We start from the raw sequence: 22,874 nt of genomic DNA, 5'->3' as shown, positions 1-22,874 counted from the left end.
TCGCTCTACATCGTCACTGGTCGCGGAAGCGGACGATCTTGACGAACTCGTCGGCGTCCAGCGAGGCACCGCCGACCAGGGCGCCGTCGATGTCGGGCTGCGCCATGATCTCGGCGACGTTGCCGCCCTTGACGGAGCCGCCGTACTGGATGCGGATCTTGTCGGCGACGTCCTGCGAGTACAGCTCGGCGAGCTTGCCGCGGATGGCCCCGCACACCTCCTGGGCGTCGGCGGCGCCGCAGACCTTGCCGGTGCCGATGGCCCAGACGGGCTCGTAGGCGACCACGACGGTCTCGGCCTGCCCGGCCGGGACGTCCTTGAGGCCGCCCTCGACCTGGGCGAGGGTGTGCGCGACGGCGTTGCCGGCCTCGCGCACGTCCAGCTCCTCGCCGACGCAGAGGATCGGGGTGATGCCGTGGGCGAAGGCGGCCTTCACCTTGGCGTTGCACAGCTCGTCGGACTCGCCGTGGTACTGGCGGCGCTCGGAGTGGCCGACCGCGACGAAGGCGGTGTTCAGCTTGGCCAGCATGGCGCCGGAGATCTCACCGGTGTACGCGCCGGACTCGTGGGCCGACAGGTCCTGGGCACCGTACTTGATCTTGAGCTTGTCGCCGTCGATCAGGGTCTGCACGGAGCGCAGGTCGGTGAAGGGGACGAGGACGGCGACGTCGACGGCGTCGTAGTCCTTGTCGGTGAGGGTGAAGGCGAGCTTCTGGACGTGGGCGATGGCCTCCAGGTGGTTGAGGTTCATCTTCCAGTTGCCCGCCATCAGCGGGGTGCGGGTGGTGTCGGTCATCGTGGTGTTCACTTCTCCAGTGCGACGAGGCCGGGGAGCTGCTTGCCCTCGAGGTATTCGAGGGAGGCGCCGCCACCGGTCGAGATGTGGCCGAAAGCGTTCTCGTCGAAGCCCAGGATCCGGACCGCGGCGGCGGAGTCGCCGCCGCCGACCACGGTGAAGGCCGGGGAGTCGACGAGCGCCTGGGCGACGGCCCTGGTGCCCTCGGCGTAGTCGGGGTGCTCGAAGACGCCCATCGGACCGTTCCAGAAGACGGTGGCCGCGTCGGCGAGCTTCGAGGCGTACAGCTTGCGGGTCTCCGGGCCGATGTCCAGGCCCTCCTGGTCGGCCGGGATGGCGTCCGCGGCGACCGTGGTGGGGTTCGTCGGGGCCTTGGCCTTCAGGTCCGGGAAGGACGGCGAGACCAGGACGTCGACGGGGAGGACGAACTCGACGCCCTTCTCCTCGGCCCGCTTGAGGTAGTCGAGCACGGCCGGGATCTGGTCCTCCTGGAGGAGGGAGATGCCGACCTCGTGGCCCTGGGCCTTGAGGAAGGTGTAGGCCATGCCGCCGCCGACGAGGATGCGGTCGGCCTTCTCCAGGAGGTGGTCGATCACGCCGAGCTTGTCGGAGACCTTGGCGCCGCCGAGGACGACCGCGTACGGCCGCCGGACGTCCTCGGTCAGCTTCTTGAGGACGCCGACCTCGGTGGCGATCAGGTAGCCGGCCGCGTGCGGCAGCTTGCCCGGGAGGTCGTACACCGAGGCGTGCTTGCGGTGCACGGCGCCGAAGCCGTCGCCGACGTAGAGGTCGGCGAGGGCGGCCAGCTGCTCCGCGAAGGCGTCGCGCTCGGCGTCGTCCTTCGAGGTCTCGCCGGCGTTGAAGCGCAGGTTCTCGATGACGGCCACCTCGCCGTCGGTCAGGCCGGCGACGGTGGCCCGGGCGGACTCGCCGACGGTGTCGGTGGCGAAGGCCACCTCGGCGCCGAGCAGTTCGCCGAGCCGCGCGGCGGCCGGGGCGAGGGAGAACGCCGGGTCCGGGGCGCCCTTGGGGCGGCCCAGGTGGGAGGCGACCACGACCCGGGCGCCGGCGTCGGCGAGCGCCTTGACCGTGGGGACGACGGCACGGATGCGGCCGTCGTCGGTGATGGTGGTGCCGTCGAGCGGCACGTTGAGATCGGCGCGGACGAACACCCGCTTGCCCTCGACGCCCTCGCCGAGAAGCTCGTCGATCGTCTTCATCTGTTCACTGACTCCTTGGTACGCGGTGGAGCACACGAGACAGGGCCCGCGCAGCGCTTCGTCGCGCTGCCCGAGCCCTGCTCACATCGAAAGCCCTGCCCTGTTGAACCCTAGTACGTCAGAGCCGGCCGCCGACGAAGGTGGTGAGGTCGACGAGACGGTTGGAGTAGCCCCACTCGTTGTCGTACCAGCCGAGGATCTTGACCGAGTTGCCGTCCTGGACCATGGTCAGCGAGGAGTCGAAGGTGCACGACGCCGGGTCGCTGACGATGTCCGAGGAGACGATCGGGTCCTCGGTGTAGAAGAGGATGCCCTTCAGCGGGCCGTCCTCGGCGGCCTTCTTGAAGGCCGCGTTGACCTCGTCCTTGGTGACCTCGCGGTCGAGGGTGACGACCAGGTCGGTGGCGGAGCCGGTGGGGACCGGGACGCGCATGGCGATGCCGTCCAGCTTGCCCTTGAGCTGCGGGAGGACCAGGGCGGTGGCCTTCGCGGCACCCGTCGTGGTCGGGATGATGTTCTCCGCGGCGGCGCGGGCGCGGCGCAGGTCCTTGTGCGGGAAGTCCAGGATGCGCTGGTCGTTGGTGTACGCGTGGACCGTGGTCATGAGGCCGCGGACGATGCCGAAGTTCTCGTCGAGGACCTTGGCCATCGGGGCGACGCAGTTGGTGGTGCAGGAAGCGTTCGAGATGACGTCGTGGTTCGCCGGGTCGTACTTGTCCTGGTTGACGCCCATGACGATGGTGATGTCCTCGCCCGTGGCCGGAGCCGAGATGAGGACCTTCTTGGCGCCGCCGGCGAGGTGCTTCGCGGCGTCGTCGCGCTTGGTGAAGATGCCGGTGGACTCGATGACGATGTCGACGCCGAGCTCGCCCCAGGGAATGTCGGAGGGGTTGCGCTCGGAGAGGACCTTGATGGTGTGGCCGTCGACGGTGATGGTGTCGGCGGTGTGGGAGACCTCGGCCTTGAGGCGACCCAGGATGGTGTCGTACTTCAGCAGGTGGGCCGTGGTCGCGGTGTCGCCCAGGTCGTTGACGGCCACGACCTCGATGTCGGCACCCTGCTCAAGGAGCGCGCGGAAGTAGTTGCGACCGATGCGGCCAAAGCCGTTGATGCCTACGCGGATCGTCACGAACCGATCTCCTCGTATGAGAACGCCGGGTGAAATGTCACACCGGCGAGATCTTGATTTTTTTGGGATGTCCCCGACCGCTTACGACCCTACCCCTCCGGGCGCCCCCGAGTGACATCAAGCGCAGCCGATCGAGCCCGGAAAGTGACCGGAAAAGGGCCGACGGCCCGTACCTACCAACGGGTACGGACCGTCTTGGGACCTTTGTCCCCACTACTCTCCGTCAGCGGCGGAGCGCGGTGAGGCCGCGGTCGAGGAGCCGCTGCCGCTCGGCCGCCGAGGGGACGTGCTCCAGGCCGAAGCCGAGGAGGACGGTGTCACGGGTGGTGACGGCGGCGACGGAGTGGAAGAGGGCCGGCGAGCGGGTCCAGTCGGCGGTGTTGCCGGGGCTGCCGGACGGGGCGCCGGGCACGGTCCAGGCGCCCAGCGAGCTCTCGAAGCCCTCACGTTCCGTGCCGGCCGCGGTGACGAGGCGGACGTCGTCGACGAAGGCGCCGGTCTCGCCGGTGCCGGGGTCGGAGACGTACGAGAGGGAGAGCTCGACCTGCTTGCCCGCGTAGGCGGAGAGGTCGACGGAGGCCTGCCGCCAGCCGTTGGAGGGGCCGGTGAAGGCGTTCCAGGCGCCGCTGGTGCCGGTGGGCGCGCAGCCGTCCTCGCCGAGGGTGAGGTAGCGGCCGAGGGCGGGGTGGAGCTTCAGGTAGTAGCCCTCGCCGCAGTCGGCGGGCGGCTCGGCGGAGGTGCCGCCGTTGCGGTCGGGCAGGGTGGTCCAGTCGTCCCGGCCGACGGTGCGGGCCTCGACGACGAGGTGGTCGTAGCCGGACTCGGTGTCGTGGCTGACCTGGAAGTCGAGCCGGGGGGCGTCGGCGGCGGCGGTGCCGGTGAGGTCGACGGTGCGGCTGAGCCGGGCCCAGGTGTCGTCGGCGTGCTTCACGGCGGCGAAGGAGGCGCCCTCGGCCGGCTCGAAGGGGGTGCGCAGGCCGGGGTAGTCGCCGGCCGGGGCGCTGGAGGCGAACTGCGGATACCTCTCCGGGTCGAGGCTGTCGGAGGTGACGGTGAAGGCGCCGGCGTGGTCGAGCGGGTTGCCGTCGGCGGCGGCGAGCCCGGTGGGCGGACCGGCGAGGCGGCCGGAGCCGGCGAAGGACGGCGGGGCGTCCAGGCCGGCCCGGTGGTAGGCGCCGAGCCAGTACTGGGCGAAGTCGTTGGACTCGGCCCGGCCGATCCGGGTGAGCCCGCCGGTCTTCTCGCCGGCGTTGAGGAGCTTGCCGCCCTCGTTGAGGTAGGAGCGGACGGCGAGCTCGACGGCTCCGGAGGGGCGCTCGGCGCCGGTGTACCAGACGACGGCGCGGAAGTGGGAGAGGGCGCCGAGGGCGTGCGGGGCGCCCTGGACGGCGACGTCCCAGACGGCCGCCTTCCGGCCGGTCGCGGCGAGCGCCTCCGTGTACGCGGCGGCGTGCCGTGCGGCGCCCGTGCCGCCCTCCTCGGCGAGGACGAGGACGTCCCCGCGGGCGCGTTCGGCGACCCGGTAGGTGAAGGGGGTGGTGGCGGTGGTCCGGCCATCGCGGCCGCGGGCGGTGAACCAGACCTCGACGGAGTCGCCGGGCCGGGCGCCGCGCACCTCGCCGCGGTACTGGTCGTAGTACAGGTTGTCCTCGCCGCCGTAGGTCTCGCCGCCCTCCCAGGCCTCGACCCCGGCGCGGTGGGCGCGGCCGCCGTTGATCCGGTAGTGGAGGGTCTTGGCGCGCAGCGACTTCCGGGCGGTGACCGCCACCGGCTGCTCCTCGCCGGCGGCGGCGTAGGAGGTGGTGAAGGCGTCGGGGGTGAGGGCCGGTGCCGGGGCGCCGACCGGGGAGACCGGGTCGTCGGGGCGGGCGGCGGCCTCGGCGACGGCGAGCGCGAAGGGGACGTTCTTGGCGAACTCGGCCTGGATCAGCTTCTCGTCGTCGGGGAAGGTGAAGACGGAGGCGCAGTCGGCGGCCTCCCAGGCGTCGTTCGGGTCGACGCGGGAGGCGGTGGCGCAGGTGGACATCTCGGGGGTGAACATCTGCATCCCGTTGACGTTGGCGGCGTGTCCGTCGGCCTCGCCGTTGGTGGTGTACAGCTCGGAGGCGACCTGCGGCCGGTAGCCGGGGACGGCGGAGTTCTGCGGGGTGCCCGCGAGCGCCTTCAGGACGGTGTCGTCGGGGGTGTCGGTGGCGACCTGCCAGCCGACGCCGTAGAGCAGCAGCTGGGCGGCGGAGTGGTAGTTGACGCCGTACGAGAAGCCGATGCGCTTCTGGAAGGCGTCCAGGGCGCGGGTCTCCGGCTCGGACATGGGGCTCTTGCCGCGGAAGGTCTCGTCGGCCGGGTCGGGGGACGAACCCTCGTCGTCGTAGCCCCACTTGTAGGAGAAGTTCCGGTTCAGGTCGACGCCGTCGCCGCCGCCGATCGTCCCGTCGCCGTCGTTGTCGCGGAGGTTCTTGCGCCACTGGCGGTTGGCCGGGTCGGCGTGGGTGAAGTCGTAGCCGTCGGGGTTGGCGGAGAGCACGAACCACAGCTCGGTGGAGTCGACGATCCGGGTGATCCGCTCGTCGGTCCCGTAGTGGTCGAGGTAGTGGTGGAGCAGCCGCCGGGTCATCTCCGGGGTGATCCACTCGCGGGCGTGCTGGTTGGAGACGTACAGCGTGGCCGGCTTGGCGCCGTCCCTGGTCTTCCCCGCCCCCTTGCTGACCTTGACGGCGAGGATGTCCTGGCCCTTGACGGTCTTGCCGAGGGAGACGACCTTGGTGAGGCCGGGGTGGCCGGCGGCGGTGGCGAGGATCTCCTCCTTGAGGCCGCCGGGGCCGCCGTAGGGGCGGAAGACGCCGTCGCCGGCGGCGGCCGCGCGCCGGGCGGCGGCCGGGCCCGGGTCGTGCTCGGCGAGCGTGACGCCCCGGCCGCGCAGGGCTCCGGCCTGTGCCTCGGTCAGGTACAGCTCGACGGTGGCGGTGCCGCGCTCGGGCACCCGCTCGGTCAGTTCGTGTGCGTCGGTACCGGCTTCCAGGAGCAGCGGCACCTGCTCCTGGGTGACCGTGGCGCGCCAGACGGAGAGGGCGTCGCCGCCCTCCGGGTCCGCCGGCCGCGCTCCGGCGGCGGGTGCCGCCGCGATGCCCGCGACCAGCAGGGACGCGGCGGCGAGGATCGCCCGCGCTTTTCGTCTCATGAGCCCCCCTTGGTGTGTTCCGTCACGAAGGTGAACGGAGGCCAGGCTCTGGGGCGCTCATGGTCCTGTCAAGGGTGCCTCGCCGCGACGGCCTGGGGACGCCGGAAGGGTGACGGAGAATCAGAAACGTTTCGCCTACACGGAGTTCGGGATTCCGCGGATACGCGGACGGCCCCCCGCCCCGGCGGGGGCGAAGGGCCGTCCGGAGCAGCCGGGCGGGTGGCGTCCCGAGCGGCCCGGGGCCGACCGGAAGGGCCGTCGGGGCTCAGCCGACCAGGCTCTCGTCCAGCTCCTCCGTCAGGTTCGACTCGGTGCCGGGGATGCCCAGGTCCTGCGCCCGCTTGTCGGCCATGGCGAGCAGCCGGCGGATCCGGCCGGCCACCGCGTCCTTGGTGAGCGGCGGGTCGGCGAGCGCGCCCAGCTCCTCCAGGGAGGCCTGCTTGTGCTCCATGCGCAGCCGGCCGGCCGCCGCGAGGTGCTCGGGCACCTCGTCCGCGAGGATCTCCAGGGCGCGCTGCACCCGGGCTCCGGCGGCGACGGCGGCCCGGGCCGAGCGGCGCAGGTTGGCGTCGTCGAAGTTGGCGAGGCGGTTGGCGGTGGCGCGGACCTCCCGGCGCATCCGCCGCTCCTCCCAGGCCAGCACCGACTCGTGCGCGCCGAGCCGGGTGAGCAGGGCGCCGATGGCGTCGCCGTCGCGGACCACGACCCGGTCCACCCCGCGGACCTCGCGGGCCTTCGCCGCGATGGAGAGCCGGCGGGCGGCCCCGACGAGGGCGAGCGCGGCCTCCGGACCGGGGCAGGTGACCTCCAGGGAGGAGGAGCGGCCCGGCTCGGTCAGCGAGCCGTGGGCGAGGAAGGCGCCCCGCCAGGCCGCCTCGGCGTCACAGGTGGCCCCGGAGACCACCTGCGGGGGCAGGCCACGGATGGGACGGCCCCGGCCGTCGACCAGGCCCGTCTGGCGGGCCAGCTGGTCGCCGCCGGCCACCACGCGCACCACGAAGCGGGAACCGCGCCGCAGCCCGCCGGGGGCCATCACGATCAGCTCCGAGCTGTGCCCGAAGATCTCCAGGATGTCCCGCTTCAGCCGCCGGGCCGCCATCGCCGTGTCGAGCTCCGCCTCGATCACGATCCGGCCGCTGACCAGGTGCAGGCCGCCCGCGAACCGGAGGATCGACGAGACCTCCGACTTCCTGCAGCAGGTCCGGGTGACGGGAAGCCGGGAGATCTCGTCCTTCACCGCTGCCGTCATCGCCATGGGCCGATCCTTCCATGCATCCGAAAAATACGGTCGTACGCGGCGGCCAGGCGCTCCGGATCGTGCTTCGGAGAGCCGTCGGCGCGGGCCACCGGCGCCAGCTCCAGCGCGGCGCCGAGCCGCTTGGCGGCGTCGACGAGGGGTTCCCTGGCTGACACGTCGGGCACGGCGGCCTCGTCGGCCAGCACCACGTCCAGGGCGAGTTTAGGGGCGTGTCGTCCCAAAACCTCCAAATGACGCTGCGGTGAGAAGCCCTCTGTTTCTCCCGGCTGGGGCGCGAGGTTCAGCGAGAGCACCTTGCGGGCCTTCGTCTCGACCAGCGCGTCGAGCAGTTCGGGCACGAGGAGGTGCGGGATCACGGAGGAGAACCAGGAGCCCGGCCCGAGGACCACCCAGTCCGCGTCCAGGACCGCCGCGACGGCCTCCGGAACGGCCGGCGGGTCGTGCGGCACCAGGTGCACGGACTGCACCTCGCCCGGGGTGAGCGCCACGGTGGCCTGCCCGCGGACGGTGTCCACGTCCTCCGGGCGCTCCGGGTCGTGGCCCCTGACCAGGGCCTGGAGCTCCAGCGGCACGGCGGACATGGGCAGCACCCGGCCCTGGGCGCCGAGCAGCCGGCCCACCAGGTCGAGGGCCTGCACGGGGTCGCCGCCCAGCTGTTCCCAGAGGGCGACGATCAGCAGGTTGCCGACGGCGTGGCCGCCCATCTCGCCCTTGGACCGGAAGCGGTGCTGGATGACCCGGGCCCAGGTCTGGCCCCAGTCGTCGTCGCCGCAGAGCGCGGCGAGCGCCTTGCGCAGGTCGCCGGGGGGCAGCACGCCCAGCTCCTCCCGGAGCCGGCCGCTGGAACCCCCGTCGTCGGCGACGGTGACGACCGCGGTGAGGTCGCCGGTGATCCGCCGCAGCGCGGCGAGGGAGGCGGAGAGGCCCATGCCGCCGCCGAGGGCGACGACCTTCGGCTGGGCCCCACGTCTGCGGAGCGCCCGCTTCACCGTGAGGGTGGAGGAGGGGCGCCGGCGGTACGGCTTCACTCGCGCCCCATGTCGCGGTGGACGACCACCGTCTCCACGCCCTCGGCGGCGATGCGGGCGGCGAGCTTCTCGGCGGTGGCGACGGAGCGGTGCTTGCCGCCGGTGCAGCCGACGGCGATCGTCACGTACCGCTTGCCCTCACGGCGGTAGCCGGCGGCGATCAGCTGGAGCAGCTCGGTGTAGCGGTCCAGGAACTCCTTGGCGCCGGGCTGGTTGTAGACGTAGTTCGCCACCTCCTCGTTGAGGCCGGTGTACGGGCGCAGCTCGGGGACCCAGTGCGGGTTGGGCAGGAAGCGCATGTCGACGACGAGGTCGGCGTCGACCGGCAGGCCGTACTTGAAGCCGAAGGACATGACGGTGGCCCGGAGCTCGGGCTCCTCCTCGCCGGCGAACTGGGCGTCCATCTTGGCGCGCAGCTCGTGGACGTTGAGGCTGGAGGTGTCGATGACCAGGTCGGCGTCGCCGCGCAGCTCGCGCAGCAGGTCGCGCTCGGCGGCGATGCCGTCGACGATGCGGCCGTCGCCCTGGAGCGGGTGGGGGCGGCGGACCGACTCGAAGCGGCGGACCAGGGCCTCGTCGGAGGACTCCAGGAAGACGATCCGGCGGGTGACCTGCTTGGCCTCCAGGTCGGCGAGGGACTCCCGCAGGGCGTCGAAGAACTGCCGGCCGCGGACGTCGACGACGACCGCGATCCGGGCGACGTTGCCCTGGGAGCGGGCGCCGAGCTCCACCATGGTGGGGATCAGCGCGGGCGGCAGGTTGTCGACGACGAACCAGCCGAGGTCCTCCAGACACTTCGCCGCGGTGGACCGGCCGGCCCCGGACATGCCGGAGATGATCACCAGCTCGGGGATGGCCGCCTCGGCGCCGTTGTCGCCCGCGGTCTCCTTCGTGCCCGTACTCACGTGTCCTGCTCCGTCTTCTCGGTGGTGCCCGTCGTGCTCGGTCATGCCGTGGTGCCCCCGTCGTCTTCCATGATCTCTCCTGTGGCCGTGTTCACGGCGGGTGCGGCGGGGGCCGCCTGGGCCAGGGCCACGGCGACCGCCTCCGCGGTCTTCCGACCGAAGCCGGGGACCTCACAGATCTGCTCGATTGTCGCCTGCTTCAGCCGCTTCACCGAGCCGAAATGCTTGATCAGGGCCTGCTTGCGCGTGTCGCCGAGGCCGGGGACGGCGTCGAGGGGGCTGCTCCGGAGCCGTTTGGTCCGCTTGGAGCGCTGGTAGCGGATGGCGAAATCGTGAGCGGTGTCACGGACCCGCTGGAGGAGGTACAGGCCCTCGCTGGAGCGGGGCAGCACCACCGGGTCGTCCTCGCCGGGCAGCCAGACCTCCTCCAGGCGCTTGGCGAGCCCGCAGACGGCGACGTCGTCGATGCCCAGCTCGTCGAGGGCCCGGCGGGCGGCGGCTACCTGCGGCTGCCCGCCGTCGACGACGACGAGCTGCGGCGGGTAGGCGAAGCGCTTGGGCCGGCCGTCGTCGCCGGCCTCGTCGACGGCGACCTCGCCGTCCTCGCCCCACTCCCCCGTCCGCTCCTTCTCGGCGAGGTAGCGCCGGAAGCGGCGGCCGATCACCTCGTGCATGGCGCGGACGTCGTCCTGGCCCTCGAAGGACTTGATCTGGAAGCGGCGGTACTCGCTCTTGCGGGGCAGCCCGTCCTCGAAGACGACCATGGAGGCGACGACGTCCTCGCCCTGGAGGTGGGAGATGTCGAAGCACTCGATGCGCAGCGGCGCCGACTCCAGGCCCAGGGCCTCGGCGATCTCCTCCAGGGCCCGGGAGCGGGTGGTGAGGTCGCTGGCCCGCTTGGTCTTGTGCAGGACGAGCGCCTGCTGGGCGTTGCGGGCGACGGTTGCCATCAGGTCCTTCTTGTCGCCGCGCTGCGGGATCCGCAGGGAGACGAGGGACCCGCGGCGGCCGGAGAGCCACTGGGTGACGGCCTCGGCGTCCTCGGGCAGCGCCGGGACCAGGACCTCCTTGGGCACGGCGTCGCCGCTCTCCTCGCCGTACAGCTGCTGGAGGGCGTGCTCGACGAGCCCGGCGGTGTCGACGGCCTCGACCTTGTCGGTGACCCAGCCGCGCTGGCCGCGGACGCGCCCGCCGCGGACGTGGAAGATCTGGACGGCGGCCTCCAGCTCGTCCTCGGCGAGCGCGATGAGGTCGGCGTCGGTGGCGTCGGCGAGGACGACGGCGCTCTTCTCCATGGCCCGGCGCAGCGCCCCTATGTCGTCGCGGAGCCGGCCCGCCTTCTCGTACTCCATCTCCTCGGCCGCCGCCGTCATCTGCTTCTCCAGGCGGCGGATGTACGCGCCGGTGCGGCCGGCCATGAAGTCGCAGAACTCCTCGGCCAGTTCCCGGTGCTCCTCGGGGGTGACCCGGCCGACGCAGGGCGCCGAGCACTTGCCGATGTAGCCGAGGAGGCAGGGCCGGCCGGCGGAGGCGGCGTTCCGGAACACCCCCGCGGAGCAGGTCCGCACCGGGAAGACCCGCAGCATCAGGTCGACGGTCTCGCGGATCGCCCACGCGTGCGCGTACGGCCCGAAGTACCGCACGCCCTTCTTCTTCTGCCCGCGCATGACCTGCACGCGCGGGAACTCCTCGTTCAGCGTGACGGCGAGGTAGGGGTAGCTCTTGTCGTCCCGGTACTTCACGTTGAACCGGGGGTCGTACTCCTTGATCCAGGAGTACTCCAGCTGGAGCGCCTCGACCTCGGTGGAGACGACCGTCCACTCCACGGAGGCGGCCGTGGTCACCATGGTGGCGGTCCGCGGGTGCAGGCTCGCGAGCGGCTGGAAGTAGTTGGCCAGCCGCTGCTTCAGCGACTTCGCCTTCCCGACGTAGATCACCCGGCGGTGCTCGTCCCGGAACTTGTAGACACCCGGGACGTCGGGAATCTGCCCCGGCGCGGGTCGATAGCTGGTGGGGTCGGCCATGCGCCCACCCTACTGGCGCCCGGTGACAGGGCGGCCCCGCACGGGGCGCCCCCGGAGGCCGTGCCCCGGACCGGATCCGGGGGCGGGGACGGGCACGGGGACGGGCACGGGCGTTCCGTGGACCCGGGTGGGCCGCACGCGGGCCGTGGGCGGGGCCGTACGGCCTCCGGGCCGCGCGGCCGCTCTCGCGAGCCGTCGGCTCCCGGGCCGCGGGCCTGCCCCCTGCGGGTCCTCGGCCGGAGGGCCCGGGGCGCCTCGTGGGCGGCCCGGGCCGTGCGTGCCGCGGTGGGCCGGACGCGGGGCCGGGGTCAGGCCCCCGGGGTGCGGCGGGCCGCCGCCCGGCGGCGGAGGGCGGTGGCGCCGATCAGGCCGAGGGCGGCCACGGCGCCGAAGGCGGCGACCGTGGAGGCGGCGGTGGCCGCGGCCGGCTGATGGCGGGGGCCGCCCGCCGCCGTGCCCTCGGCGGGCGCGGTGGGCCCGGCGGCCGCGGCCGCGGGTGCGGAGCCGGGCGCCGCGGGGGCGTAGCCGCCGGCCGCGCCCTTGCGGGCGTACGCGGAGTCGGGGAGCTTGTCGGCGTACGCGCGCGTGACGCGGTCGCGGTAGGCGGCGAGCGTGGTGCCGTTCCGGCCGACGGCCCGGACCGCGTCCTCGTCCAGCGGGAGCACCTTCGTGCCCTTCTGGACGTACCAGGCGTCGATCTGGGGCTCGCGGAAGACGAGCCCGCCGGGGAGCCGCCCGGCCCCTTCGCGGGCGTACCGGAGCTCGTCGTCGCCGGTGGCGATGTTCACCACCTGCCAGCCGGCGGAGCTCCGTACCGTCCACAGCGACGCCTTCCGGCCGTCCGCGGCGACGGCGAGGCTGGCCCGGAACTCCTCCCGGGCCACGGGCGCGCCCGGCTTCCCGGCGACGAAGTCGGCGGAGAGGATCCGCACGGGGACGGACGCCCCGGATATCCGGGGCGCCGCGTCGGCGCGGGCGAGCGCCCCGTCGCGGGCGAAGAAGCGGCCGACGGTGGCCAGGGTCCCGGGCGCGGCGGCGGCCCGCTCGGCGGTCGGCGCGACCGGCAGCGGTGCGCCGGGGCCCGAGGCGGCGGCCGGGGCCGCGGCGCCGAGGGCGAGGAGCGCGGCGGCGGCTCCGGTCAGGAGAGCGGTCGTGGTGGTCATGGTCACGCCCCGATCCGGTAGAGCGAGTGGGTCCAGGAGAAGGACCCGTTGTTGACGTACCACGCGTGGGAGGCCCAGTTGTACCGATTGCCGGTGGGCCACGGATCACCCCAGTAGACCCAGCTGTTCGCGTCGTCGTAGCCGTACAGCACGTGCATGTGGCCGCCGCCGCTCGACCACTGGATGCGGGTCTCGACGGGCCGGTCGGCGTCGATCTCGGTCTGGACGGTGGAGTAGCGCAGCCAGCCGTCGACGTACGAGCCGGGGCTGACGCCCGCCCAGGAGAGTCCGGTCTGGACGTTGCCCAGGGTGGCCTGCCAGTTGGGGCAGTCGTAGCCCTGCCGGCGCTGGAAGGCGGCGTTGCAGAACTGGTTCTGGCTGTAGCCGCGGCCGAACCAGGTCGCGATGGTGTTGCCGCCGGCGGCCCAGCACCAGTTGCTCTTCTGCTGGGCCTGCATGGTGATGTCCAGGCGCTTGGCGCCGAGCGCGGTGGTCGTCGCGGCGGGTCCGGGGGCCGGCGCGGCGGACGCCGAGGCCGCGGTGGGGACGAGGAGCAGCGCGGCGGCGGCGAACGCCACGAGGCTCCTCTTCCCGTTCTGGGGTCGTCTGCGCATGGGGTTCCTCCCAGTGCGGGGGTGTGGGGATCAGGTGGGGGGTGCGTGGGGGTGGGGTGGCGTCCGGACACCGCTTGGAGCATCGGTCGTTGTCGGGAGCGGGTCAACACGCTTCAATGCGGGGTGACATCGGGCTGTGAACGGCGTGGCGCGGGTGTGAACGCGTGCCCGCCGTCCACCTGCCCGCCCGCCGTCCGGGCCCCGGCGGCCCGTGCCGCGCGCGTGAACGTTCACCCCGGGGCCCGAAGAGCCCGACAGCCCGATGCCCGACAGCCCGAGGAGCCCGAGGAGGCCCGTGTGAGCCACACCGAGGCCGATCTGGTGCAGCTGCTGCACACCGGCCCCTTCCACCTGGCGCTGCGGACCGCGCTGGCCGTGCGCGGGCTGCCGCTCCAGCGGGTCCAGCACCATCTCGCGCACCGGGGCGTCAAGGTCGGCGTGACCTCGCTGAGCTACTGGCAGCAGGGCGCCCGCCGGCCGCAGCGGCCGGAGTCCCTGAAAGCGGTCCGGGCCCTGGAGGAGGTGCTCCAGCTGCCGGGGAACTCACTGCTGCGGCTGCTGACGGAGGACGCGGCCCGGGAGGGCGTGGAGCGGCCGGCGGCCCGCTCGTACCGCTCGCTGGTGGAGGCCTCGGGAGCGGTGGAGGAGCTGTTCGCGGAGTTGGAGACGCCGGCGGACGGCGGGCTGCACACGGTCGGCCACCACGAGCGGGTGCGGATCGGCCCCGGCCGCGAGCTGGTGGGCCGCGAGTCGCAGCACGTGGTGCGGGCGCACCGGGACGGCGTCGACCGATACCTCGCGATCCACCACGGCGACCCGGGCTGCGATCCGTCGCGGGTGCGGGTGCGGTCGGTGGAGAACTGCCGTACGGGGCGGGTGCGGTGGCACGCGGAGACGGGCGTGGTCGTCGCCGAGCTGCTCTTCGACGCGCGGCTGCGGGCCGGTGACACGCACCTGTTCACGTACGGCTTCGAGGACGGGACGGCCGGTCCGAGCGGCGAGTACCTGCGCGGCTTCAGCTTCGCGGGCGGGCAGTACGTGCTCCAGGTCGCCTTCGACGAGGCGGCCCTGCCGGTGCGCTGCCGGCGCTTCGCCCAGACCTCGGCGGGCGCCCCGCGCGGTGGCCGTACGGAGCTCACGCTCGGCGGCCGGCACCGCACGGTGCACCTGGTGGAGCAGGGCGTGCGCCCCGGGATCCTGGGAATCGACTGGGACTGGTCCTGAACCGTCCGGAGCGGCTCAGGCGGTGGGCGCGGCCTTCGGTCCGGCGATGAGCTTGCCGCCCTCGACGCGGACGTCGACGGCGGGCAGCGGGACGGTGGCGGGCCCCTTGAGCGCCTTGCCGGTGGTGACGTCGAAACGGCTGCCGTGGCAGGGGCAGTTGCCCTCGTTGTCCTCGATCTTGTCGAGGACACAGCCGGCGTGGGTGCACTGGGCGCTGAACGCCTTGTACTGGCCCTTGGCGGGGCAGCTCACCAGGACCTTCTGCTCGCGGTAGAGCTTGGCCCCGCCGACCGGCACCTCGTCCGGCGAACCGAGGTCGACCGGCGCGGTCGGCGTCGGCACCCCGGCGTGCCCCAGCTTCGACTCGGTGGAGCAGGCGGCGACTCCCAGCCCGGCGGCACCGGCGAGCGCGGCGCCCTTCAGGACGGTACGGCGGGTGGACTGGCCGGACATGATCGCGCTCCACGGGTGCGGGGGACGGAGGTCAGCCCCGACGATACCCGCGCCCTTTGCTCCGGTTTCGCCGGGGCCCGCACCCCCGGAACCGGACCTCCCCCGCCGACGGCGCACGCGGGCCCGAGGCGGGACGGACGCCGGGCCGAGTTCGGACGGACGCGGGCCGAGGCGGGACGGGCGCAGGGCCAAGGCCGGACGGACGCCGGGGCCGAGGCGGGACGGACGCCGGACGGACGCAGGGCCGAGACCGGGCAGGCGCCGAGGCCGAGACCGGACGGACGCCGCATGGGCGCAGGGCCGAGACCGTGCGGGCGCCGACCCGCGGCCGGACGCCTCGGAAGCCGGACGTCACCCGCCGACGACGTGCGCCTGCCCCCACCCGGACGGGCGCCTGAGTGTGGCCCCACGCCTGGGGCCCGGGCCGCGCTCACCCGGCGTACGCCGGACCGTGCCCGCGCTCGCTCGCCCCGGGCCGGTCACGCGTACGCCGGTCCGTGAGCCGTGCGGGCGCCGGGCCGTGACCGCACGCCTGGGCGCGCCCGCACGGCCGCGCCCTGCCGTGCCGGCACGCGCCGGGCCGTCCGGAGCCGAGAGCCCCGGGCGGCCCGGCGGCGGCGTCACGCCTTGCGGGTGCGGGTCGCCGTCTTCTTGGCCGGCGCGGCCTTCTTGGTCGCGGCCGCCTTCTTCGCCGCCGGTGCCTTCTTCGCCGCCGTCTTCTTCGCGGTGGCCTTCTTCGTCGCCGTGCCGCGCGCCGCCGGCGCCCCCGCGTCGCTGACGCGGTCCGCGCCGAGGATCTCGCGGAGGAACTTGCCGGTGTGGCTGGCCGGCTCCGAGGCGACCTCCTCGGGGGTGCCCTCGGCGACGACGATGCCGCCGCCGCTGCCGCCCTCGGGGCCCATGTCGATGATCCAGTCGGCGGTCTTGATGACGTCGAGGTTGTGCTCGATGACGATCACCGAGTTGCCCTTGTCGACCAGGCCCGACAGGACCTTGATGAGCTTCGAGATGTCCTCGAAGTGCAGACCGGTGGTCGGCTCGTCCAGGACGTAGACCGTGCGGCCGGTCGACCGCTTCTGCAGCTCGGAGGCGAGCTTGACGCGCTGCGCCTCGCCGCCGGAGAGCGTGGGCGCCGACTGCCCCAGCCGGACGTAGCCGAGCCCGACCTCGTTGAGGGTCCGCAGGTGGCGGGCGATCGTGGGGACGGCCTCGAAGAAGTCGAGGGCCTCCTCGATCGGCATGTCGAGGACCTCGGCGATGGACTTGCCCTTGTAGTGGACCTCCAGGGTCTCCCGGTTGTACCGGGCCCCGTGGCAGACCTCGCACGGCACGTACACGTCCGGGAGGAAGTTCATCTCGATCTTGATCGTGCCGTCGCCGGAGCAGTTCTCGCAGCGACCGCCCTTGACGTTGAAGGAGAAGCGGCCGGGCAGGTAGCCCCGCACCTTCGCCTCCATCGTCTCGGCGAAGAGCCGGCGGACGTGGTCGAAGACGCCGGTGTACGTCGCCGGGTTCGAGCGCGGGGTGCGTCCGATCGGCGACTGGTCGACGTGCACGACCTTGTCGACGAGGTCGTCGCCCTCCACCCGCGTGTGCCGGCCGGGCACCGTCTTGGCGCCGTTCAGCTCGCGCGCCAGATGGGTGTAGAGGATGTCGTTGACCAGCGTCGACTTGCCGGAGCCGGAGACTCCGGTGACGGCGGTGAGGACGCCCAGCGGGAAGGAGACGTCGATGTCCCGCAGGTTGTTCTCGCGCGCGCCGTGGACGGTGAGGAGCCGTCCGGGGTCGACGGGGCGGCGGACGTCCGGGGTGGTGATCGCCCGGCGGCCGGAGAGGTACTGCCCGGTCATCGAGTCCTCGTTGGCGAGGAGCTCCTTCAAGGTGCCGGAGTGGACGACCTTGCCGCCGTGCTCGCCCGCGCCGGGGCCGATGTCCACGATCCAGTCGGCGACCTTGATCGTGTCCTCGTCGTGCTCGACGACGATGAGCGTGTTGCCCATGTCGCGGAGGCGGACGAGGGTCTCGATCAGACGGTGGTTGTCGCGCTGGTGGAGGCCGATGGACGGCTCGTCCAGCACGTACAGCACGCCGACCAGGCCGGAGCCGATCTGCGTGGCGAGCCGGATGCGCTGCGCCTCGCCGCCGGAGAGGGTGCCGGCCGCGCGGTTGAGGGAGAGGTAGTCGAGGCCGACGTCGACGAGGAAGCGCAGCCGCTCGTTGACCTCCTTGAGGACCCGCTCGGCGATCTTCTTGTCGCGGGCGTTGAGCGTGAGGCGGCCCAGGAACTCGGCGCAGTCGCTGATCGACATGGCGGAGACCTCGGCGATGGACTTGTCCATCACGGTGACCGCGAGCACGATCGGCTTGAGCCGGGTGCCGTGGCAGGTGGGACAGGGCACCTCGCGCATGTAGCCCTCGAAGCGCTCCCGGCTGGAGTCGCTCTCGGCCTCGCCGTGCCGCCGCTTCACGAAGGAGACGGCGCCTTCGAAGGCGGGGCTGGTCCAGGCGCGCTCGCGCCCGTACCTGTTCCGGTAGCGGACCTCGATCTGGGTCTTGTGGCCGTGCATGAGGGCCTTCTTGGCCCGCTGCGGGAGGCCCGCGTAGGGGATGTCGGTGCGGAAGCCGAGGGCCTGGGAGAGCCCGTCGATCATCCGGCCGAAGTACTCCTTGGTGTGGCCGTGGGACCACGGGTGGATGGCGCCCTCGTCGAGGGACTTCTCCTCGTCGGGGACGACCAGCTCGGGGTCGACCTCCATGCGGGTGCCGATGCCGGTGCAGTCGGGGCAGGCTCCGAACGGCGAGTTGAAGGAGAAGGAGCGGGGCTCCAGCTCCTCGAAGGAGAGGTCGTCGTACGGGCAGTAGAGGTGCTCCGAGTACATCTTCTCGCGCTCGGGGTCGTCCTCGGCGAGGTCGACGAAGTCGAGCACGACCATGCCGCCGGAGAGCCCGAGGGCGGTCTCGACGGAGTCGGTGAGCCGGCGCTTGGCGGAGTCCTTCACGGTGAGGCGGTCGACGACCACCTCGATGGTGTGCTTCTCCTGCTTCTTCAGCGTCGGCGGCTCGCTGAGCTGAACGGTCCGCCCGTCGACCCGGGCGCGGCTGTAGCCCTTGGTCTGGAGGTCGGCGAAGAGGTCGACGAACTCGCCCTTGCGCTCGCGCACCAGCGGGGAGAGCACCTGGAAGCGGCTGCCCTCGGGCAGCTCCAGGACCTTGTCGACGATCGCCTGCGGCGACTGGCGGGAGATCGGCCGGCGGCACTCGGGACAGTGCGGCTTGCCGATGCGGGCGAAGAGCAGGCGGAGGTAGTCGTAGACCTCGGTGATGGTGCCGACCGTCGAGCGCGGGTTGCGCGAGGTCGACTTCTGGTCGATGGAGACGGCGGGCGAGAGACCCTCGATGAAGTCCACGTCCGGCTTGTCCATCTGGCCGAGGAACTGCCGTGCGTACGAGGAGAGCGACTCGACGTACCGGCGCTGCCCCTCGGCGAAGATCGTGTCGAACGCGAGGGAGGACTTGCCCGATCCCGAGAGCCCGGTGAAGACGATGAGGGAGTCACGGGGGAGATCGAGCGAGACGTTCTTGAGGTTGTGCTCGCGCGCGCCACGGACGATGAGACGGTCGGCCACGCCGGTCCGCACCTTTCTTGAGAGAGCGGATGGACAGAACACCCAACAACCAAGGATGCCGGATGCTTCCGTGGTCGGCGGCTGCCACCATCGAGCCTATAGCACGTACATTCGATTTCCGGTGCTCGCTCGCGCGCTTCACCCGAACGAGTGGCCGACGCTAGGGTCGAGGCCATGATCGATCACGAGCGCGACCTCGCCTCCCTGCACGAAGCGACCGAGCGGCTGCTGACCGACGCCGCCTCCTGGGACAACGCCTCCGTGGCCCAGCCGTCACGGCTTCCCGGCTGGACACGCGGTCACGTCCTCGCCCACCTGGCCCGGAACGCCGAGGCTCTGGTGAACGTCCTCGAGGGCCGCCCCATGTACGCGAGCGCCGAGACGCGCGACGCGGACATCGAGCGCGACGCCGCCCGCCCCCTCGACGTCCAGCTCGCCGACGTCCGCGCGACGGCCGGGACCCTCCGGGCCGCGGCCTCCGTCCCGGCCGACTGGAGCCGTGTCGTCGAGCTGCGCAACGGCATCACCGACCACGCCTTCCGCATCCCCTTCCGCCGCTGGGTCGAGGTGGACCTGCACCACGTGGACCTCGACTGCGGTTACGAGCTGGAGGACCTTCCCGAGGAGTTCGTCGGGCGCGAGATCGACTTCCTCGCCGAGCGCTTCAGCACCATGGGGAACGTCCCGCCGACCGTCCTGTGGGCCGACGACGGCCGCACCTGGACGACCGGTGCCGCCTCCGACGAGGGCGGCGTCGCCGTCATGGGCCCCGCCGCCGACCTGCTCGGCTGGCTGGCCGGCCGCCGCGACGGCTCGGCCCTCACCGCCAAGGGCGGCCCGCTCCCCCAGCTCCCTCCGCTGTAGCCGCGGGCTCACCGGGACCGCTGTCGGCGGGCGGGGCTACGCTGAGGCCATGACGTACAGCGGAGCGGTGAGGGTGGGCGGTCCGGCCGACGTCCACGAGCTGAAGGACCTGATGATCTCCAAGGTCGCGGTCGGCCCGATGGACAACAACGCGTATCTGCTGCGCTGTCGCGCCACCGGCGAGCAGCTGCTCGTCGACGCGGCCGACGACCCGGAGACCCTGCTCACGCTGATCGGTGACGACGGCATCGCCGCCGTCGTCACCACCCACCGGCACGGCGACCACTGGCAGGCCCTGGCCGAGGTCGTCGCCGCCACCGGCGCGACCACGTACGCGGGCGCGTACGACGTGGAGGGCATCCCGGTCGCCACCGACGTCCCGGTGGAGGACGGCGACACGATCCGCGTGGGTCGGGTCGAGCTCACCGCCCGCCGGCTGGTCGGCCACACCCCGGGCTCGATCGCGCTCGTCTACGACGACCCGCACGGCCACCCGCACGTCTTCACCGGCGACTGCCTCTTCCCCGGCGGCGTCGGCAACACCCGGAAGGATCCGGAGGCCTTCGCGAGCCTCCTGCACGACGTGGAGACCAAGCTCTTCGCGGCCCTGCCGGACGAGTCCTGGGTCTACCCCGGCCACGGCAAGGACACCACCCTGGGTGACGAGCGTCCCCACCTCCCGGAGTGGCGCGAGCGCGGCTGGTAGCCCGCCCACGGGCCCGAGGGGGCCCGCGCCCCCGGGGACGCCGGGGGCGCTCCCGTACGCCCCCGTAACCACGACCGCCGTCGGGTAGTTGGCGCCACATGCGCCACAGTCACGCTCCGTCGCCACCGGCGGCCGCCGGCCCGCCGTCGATGGCCCGTCTCGCCGCCGCCTCGCTCGTCGGCACCGCCATCGAGTTCTTCGACTTCTTCGTCTACGGCACGGCCGCCGCCCTCGTCCTCGGGCCGCTCTTCTTCCCGACCTTCTCCCCGCTCGCCGGGACCCTCGCCGCCTTCGGCACCTTCGCCATCGGCTTCCTCTCCCGCCCCATGGGTTCCGTCCTCTTCGGGCACATCGGGGACCGGCACGGGCGCCGGCCGGTGCTCTTCGCCTCGCTGCTGCTCACCGGCTGCGCCACCGTCGCCGTCGGCTGTGTCCCCACGTACGAGTCGATCGGCGTCGCCGCTCCCCTGCTCCTGCTGGTGCTCCGTTTCCTCCAGGGGCTCGGCCTCGGCGGCGAGTGGGGCGGCGCCGTGCTGCTGACCGCCGAGCACGCCCCGCCGCACCGCCGCGCGCTGTGGGCGAGCTTCCCGCAGATCGGCCCGGCGGTCGGCTTCCTCCTGGCGAACGGGGTGATGCTGGCGCTCACGGCCGGCCTGAGCGACGCCGACTTCCGGTCCTGGGGGTGGCGGGTGCCGTTCTGGGCGGCGGGCCTGCTCGCCGCCGTCGGCCTGCTGCTGCGCTCCTCGCTCGCGGAGACCCCGCAGTTCGAGGAGCTGTCCGCGTCCGGGCGGCGGGCGAACGGGCCGCTCGCCGAGGTCGCGTGCGACCACTGGCGGCTGGTGCTGCTGACCGCCGGCGCCCTCGCCGTCGGGTACGCGATCTTCTACACGGTCTCCACCTGGGCCCTGGCCTACGGCACCGAGCGGCTCGGGGTGAGCAGCACCGTGATGCTGGTCTGCGTGATGGCCGCGGTGGCGGTGAAGGGTGCCGCGACGCCCTTCCTGGCCCTGCTCGGCGACCGCTGGGGGCGCAGGCCGCTCTGCCTGGCGGGGTGCGCGGCGGCGGCCCTGTGGATGTTCCCGATGGTGGCGCTGCTGCACACCGGGCAGCCGCTGCTGATGTTCCTGGGGTTCCTGGGGGCGCTGCTGGCCTTCATCACCGTGTTCGCGGTGGTCGCCGCGTATCTCCCGGAGCTGTACGAGCCCCGGGTCCGCTGCACCGGCGCGGCGGTGGGCTACAACCTGGCGGGGGTCCTCGGCGGCGCGCTGACGCCGATCGTGGCCACGACCCTGTCGGAGGGCGGCTCGGGCCCGCCGTGGGGAGTGGCGGCCTATCTGACGGTGGTGGCCCTGGTGAGCCTCGGCTGCTTCGCGCTGCTTCCGGAGACGCTGCCGGAGCGGCGGCCCGAGGAGGCCGTGGAGGGCGCGGCCGCCTGACAGCGGCGCGGCCGCGGAGGCGGACAGCGACGACGGCCGGCCCGGGCGTGGTGCCCGGGCCGGCCGTCGTCGTGTGCCGGAGGAGGCGGGTCAGCGCTCGGCGCCGGCCTTGTTGTCCTCGGCGGCTTCCGCCGCCTCGGCCGCAGCCTTCTCGGACTGCTTCTTGGAGGCGATCAGGCTGGTGATCGTGGTGATGACCAGCACGCCGCAGATGACCGCGAGGGAGACCGGGATGGAGATCTCGGGGACGTGGACACCGGACTCGTGCAGGGCGTGCAGCACCAGCTTGACGCCGATGAAGCCGAGGATCACCGACAGGCCGTAGCTGAGGTGGACCAGCTTCTTCAGCAGACCGCCGATCAGGAAGTACAGCTGACGCAGACCCATGAGGGCGAAGGCGTTGGCGGTGAAGACGATGTACGGGTCCTGGGTGAGGCCGAAGATCGCGGGGATCGAGTCCATCGCGAACAGCACGTCGGTCATGCCGATGGCGAGCATGACGACCAGGAGCGGCGTCATGACCTTCTTGCCGGACTGCACGATGAAGAGCTTGGTGCCGTGGTAGCGGTCCGCGACGCCGAACTTCTTCTCGATGGACTTCAGGATGCGGTTCTCGTCCCAGTCGTCCTCGTCCTCGTCCGCCATGGCCTCCTTGATGAGCTTCCAGGCGGTGTAGATGAGGAAGGCACCGAAGAGGTAGAAGACCCACGAGAAGCTCGCGATGATCGCGGCGCCCGCCGCGATGAAGATCGCCCGCAGCACGAGGGCGATGAGCACACCGATCAGCAGCACCCGCTGCTGGAGGTGGCTCGGCACGGAGAACTTCGCCATGATCAGGATGAAGACGAAGAGGTTGTCGACACTGAGCGACTTCTCCGTGATGAAGCCGGCGAAGAACTCTCCGCCCGCCTGGCCGCCGCCCCAGATCGTGACGCCGATGCCGAAGAGCACGGCGAGCACGATCCAGACGACGGTCCAGATTCCGGCTTCCTTGATCGACACGTCATGGGGCTTGCGCCCGATGAAGAAGTCGACCGCGATCAGGGCGCCCAGACCGAGAATGGTCAGCACCCAGATGGTCATCGATACGTCCACTGCGCCTCCGGCGTCGTACGGCTGATCAGCGTCGTCGCTGCCGGAGGTCTCTTCCACCCGGGGCCGTGACACACGCCCGCCGGGCCGACGCCCCGGGACCGGATGTCCTTGATCCGTCCGTATTGACGGGTACGCCGCGCATGGGGAGTACTCCC

17 protein-coding genes are annotated in these 22,874 nt (G+C 72.6%); 4 read left to right on the top strand and 13 right to left on the bottom strand.

Annotated elements, in window-relative coordinates; genetic code table 11:
• Positions 1-13 precede the first annotated feature (13 nt).
• The 10 genes from tpiA to IE245_RS22275 all read right to left on the bottom strand — a co-directional run bounded on the left by tpiA (position 14) and on the right by IE245_RS22275 (position 13,315).
• Positions 14-769, bottom strand: a complete 756-nt coding sequence (gene tpiA, locus IE245_RS22320; protein WP_373305380.1) for a triose-phosphate isomerase — start codon at positions 767-769, stop codon at positions 14-16.
• Between the two features lie 35 nt (positions 770-804).
• Positions 805-2,016: a phosphoglycerate kinase gene (locus IE245_RS22315; RefSeq protein WP_189950340.1), complete on the bottom strand. Its 1,212-nt coding sequence runs from the start codon at positions 2,014-2,016 to the stop codon at positions 805-807.
• Positions 2,017-2,134: 118 nt separating this feature from the next.
• The gene (gene gap, locus IE245_RS22310; RefSeq protein ID WP_189950338.1) at positions 2,135-3,145 is read right to left on the bottom strand and encodes a type I glyceraldehyde-3-phosphate dehydrogenase; all 1,011 of its coding nucleotides are present in this window, start codon (positions 3,143-3,145) and stop codon (positions 2,135-2,137) included.
• 223 nt (positions 3,146-3,368) lie between these two features.
• Positions 3,369-6,323: a M14 family metallopeptidase gene (locus IE245_RS22305; RefSeq protein WP_189950335.1), complete on the bottom strand. Its 2,955-nt coding sequence runs from the start codon at positions 6,321-6,323 to the stop codon at positions 3,369-3,371.
• Positions 6,324-6,588: 265 nt separating this feature from the next.
• Positions 6,589-7,578: a DNA-binding protein WhiA gene (gene whiA / locus IE245_RS22300; protein ID WP_031002759.1), complete on the bottom strand. Its 990-nt coding sequence runs from the start codon at positions 7,576-7,578 to the stop codon at positions 6,589-6,591.
• Positions 7,569-8,609 carry a gluconeogenesis factor YvcK family protein gene (locus IE245_RS22295; RefSeq protein WP_189950333.1) on the bottom strand — a complete coding sequence of 347 codons (1,041 nt, stop codon included), beginning with the start codon at positions 8,607-8,609 and terminating at the stop codon, positions 7,569-7,571. Before IE245_RS22295 ends, whiA begins: the two co-directional genes overlap by 10 nt.
• Positions 8,606-9,559 (bottom strand): RNase adapter RapZ, encoded by a 954-nt coding sequence (gene rapZ, locus IE245_RS22290; protein ID WP_189950331.1) that lies wholly within the window; start codon positions 9,557-9,559, stop codon positions 8,606-8,608. The genes IE245_RS22295 and rapZ overlap by 4 nt, the downstream gene beginning before the upstream one ends.
• Positions 9,556-11,538, bottom strand: a complete 1,983-nt coding sequence (uvrC, locus tag IE245_RS22285; protein ID WP_189950329.1) for an excinuclease ABC subunit UvrC — start codon at positions 11,536-11,538, stop codon at positions 9,556-9,558. Before uvrC ends, rapZ begins: the two co-directional genes overlap by 4 nt.
• 308 nt (positions 11,539-11,846) lie before the next feature.
• Complete coding sequence (locus tag IE245_RS22280; RefSeq protein ID WP_189950327.1) at positions 11,847-12,701, bottom strand: hypothetical protein; 855 nt, start codon at positions 12,699-12,701, stop codon at positions 11,847-11,849.
• 2 nt (positions 12,702-12,703) lie between these two features.
• Positions 12,704-13,315 carry a papain-like cysteine protease family protein gene (locus IE245_RS22275; RefSeq protein ID WP_189950326.1) on the bottom strand — a complete coding sequence of 204 codons (612 nt, stop codon included), beginning with the start codon at positions 13,313-13,315 and terminating at the stop codon, positions 12,704-12,706.
• A gap of 297 nt (positions 13,316-13,612) precedes the next feature.
• Here IE245_RS22275 and IE245_RS22270 point away from each other — a divergent pair, with 297 nt between their 5' ends.
• Complete coding sequence (locus IE245_RS22270; protein WP_189950324.1) at positions 13,613-14,539, top strand: hypothetical protein; 927 nt, start codon at positions 13,613-13,615, stop codon at positions 14,537-14,539.
• 15 nt (positions 14,540-14,554) lie between these two features.
• Here the strand turns inward: IE245_RS22270 and IE245_RS22265 are convergent, their stop codons facing one another.
• Complete coding sequence (locus IE245_RS22265; RefSeq protein ID WP_189950321.1) at positions 14,555-14,992, bottom strand: Rieske (2Fe-2S) protein; 438 nt, start codon at positions 14,990-14,992, stop codon at positions 14,555-14,557.
• A 620-nt stretch (positions 14,993-15,612) separates the two neighbouring features.
• On the bottom strand, positions 15,613-18,618 hold the full coding sequence (gene uvrA, locus IE245_RS22260; protein WP_189950319.1) for an excinuclease ABC subunit UvrA: 3,006 nt from the start codon (positions 18,616-18,618) through the stop codon (positions 15,613-15,615).
• Between the two features lie 174 nt (positions 18,619-18,792).
• Between uvrA and IE245_RS22255 the strand changes: the two genes are divergently transcribed.
• The 3 genes from IE245_RS22255 to IE245_RS22245 all read left to right on the top strand — a co-directional run bounded on the left by IE245_RS22255 (position 18,793) and on the right by IE245_RS22245 (position 21,624).
• Positions 18,793-19,482 (top strand): maleylpyruvate isomerase family mycothiol-dependent enzyme, encoded by a 690-nt coding sequence (locus IE245_RS22255; RefSeq protein WP_189950317.1) that lies wholly within the window; start codon positions 18,793-18,795, stop codon positions 19,480-19,482.
• Between the two features lie 49 nt (positions 19,483-19,531).
• The gene (locus tag IE245_RS22250) at positions 19,532-20,188 is read left to right on the top strand and encodes an MBL fold metallo-hydrolase (RefSeq protein ID WP_189950315.1); all 657 of its coding nucleotides are present in this window, start codon (positions 19,532-19,534) and stop codon (positions 20,186-20,188) included.
• 149 nt (positions 20,189-20,337) lie between these two features.
• Entirely contained in the window at positions 20,338-21,624 is a 1,287-nt protein-coding gene (locus IE245_RS22245) for an MFS transporter (protein ID WP_189950559.1), read from the top strand.
• A 90-nt stretch (positions 21,625-21,714) separates the two neighbouring features.
• Here IE245_RS22245 and IE245_RS22240 read toward each other — a convergent pair whose 3' ends face one another.
• On the bottom strand, positions 21,715-22,707 hold the full coding sequence (locus IE245_RS22240) for a TerC family protein (protein WP_189950313.1): 993 nt from the start codon (positions 22,705-22,707) through the stop codon (positions 21,715-21,717).
• Between the last annotated feature and the right edge of the window lie 167 nt (positions 22,708-22,874).

Source organism: Streptomyces roseolus (assembly GCF_014649855.1).
In the GTDB taxonomy this organism is placed as follows: domain Bacteria; phylum Actinomycetota; class Actinomycetes; order Streptomycetales; family Streptomycetaceae; genus Streptomyces; species Streptomyces roseolus.
Note: the sequence above shows the minus strand (reverse complement) of the source record. Positions and strands in the feature narration are given on the sequence as shown.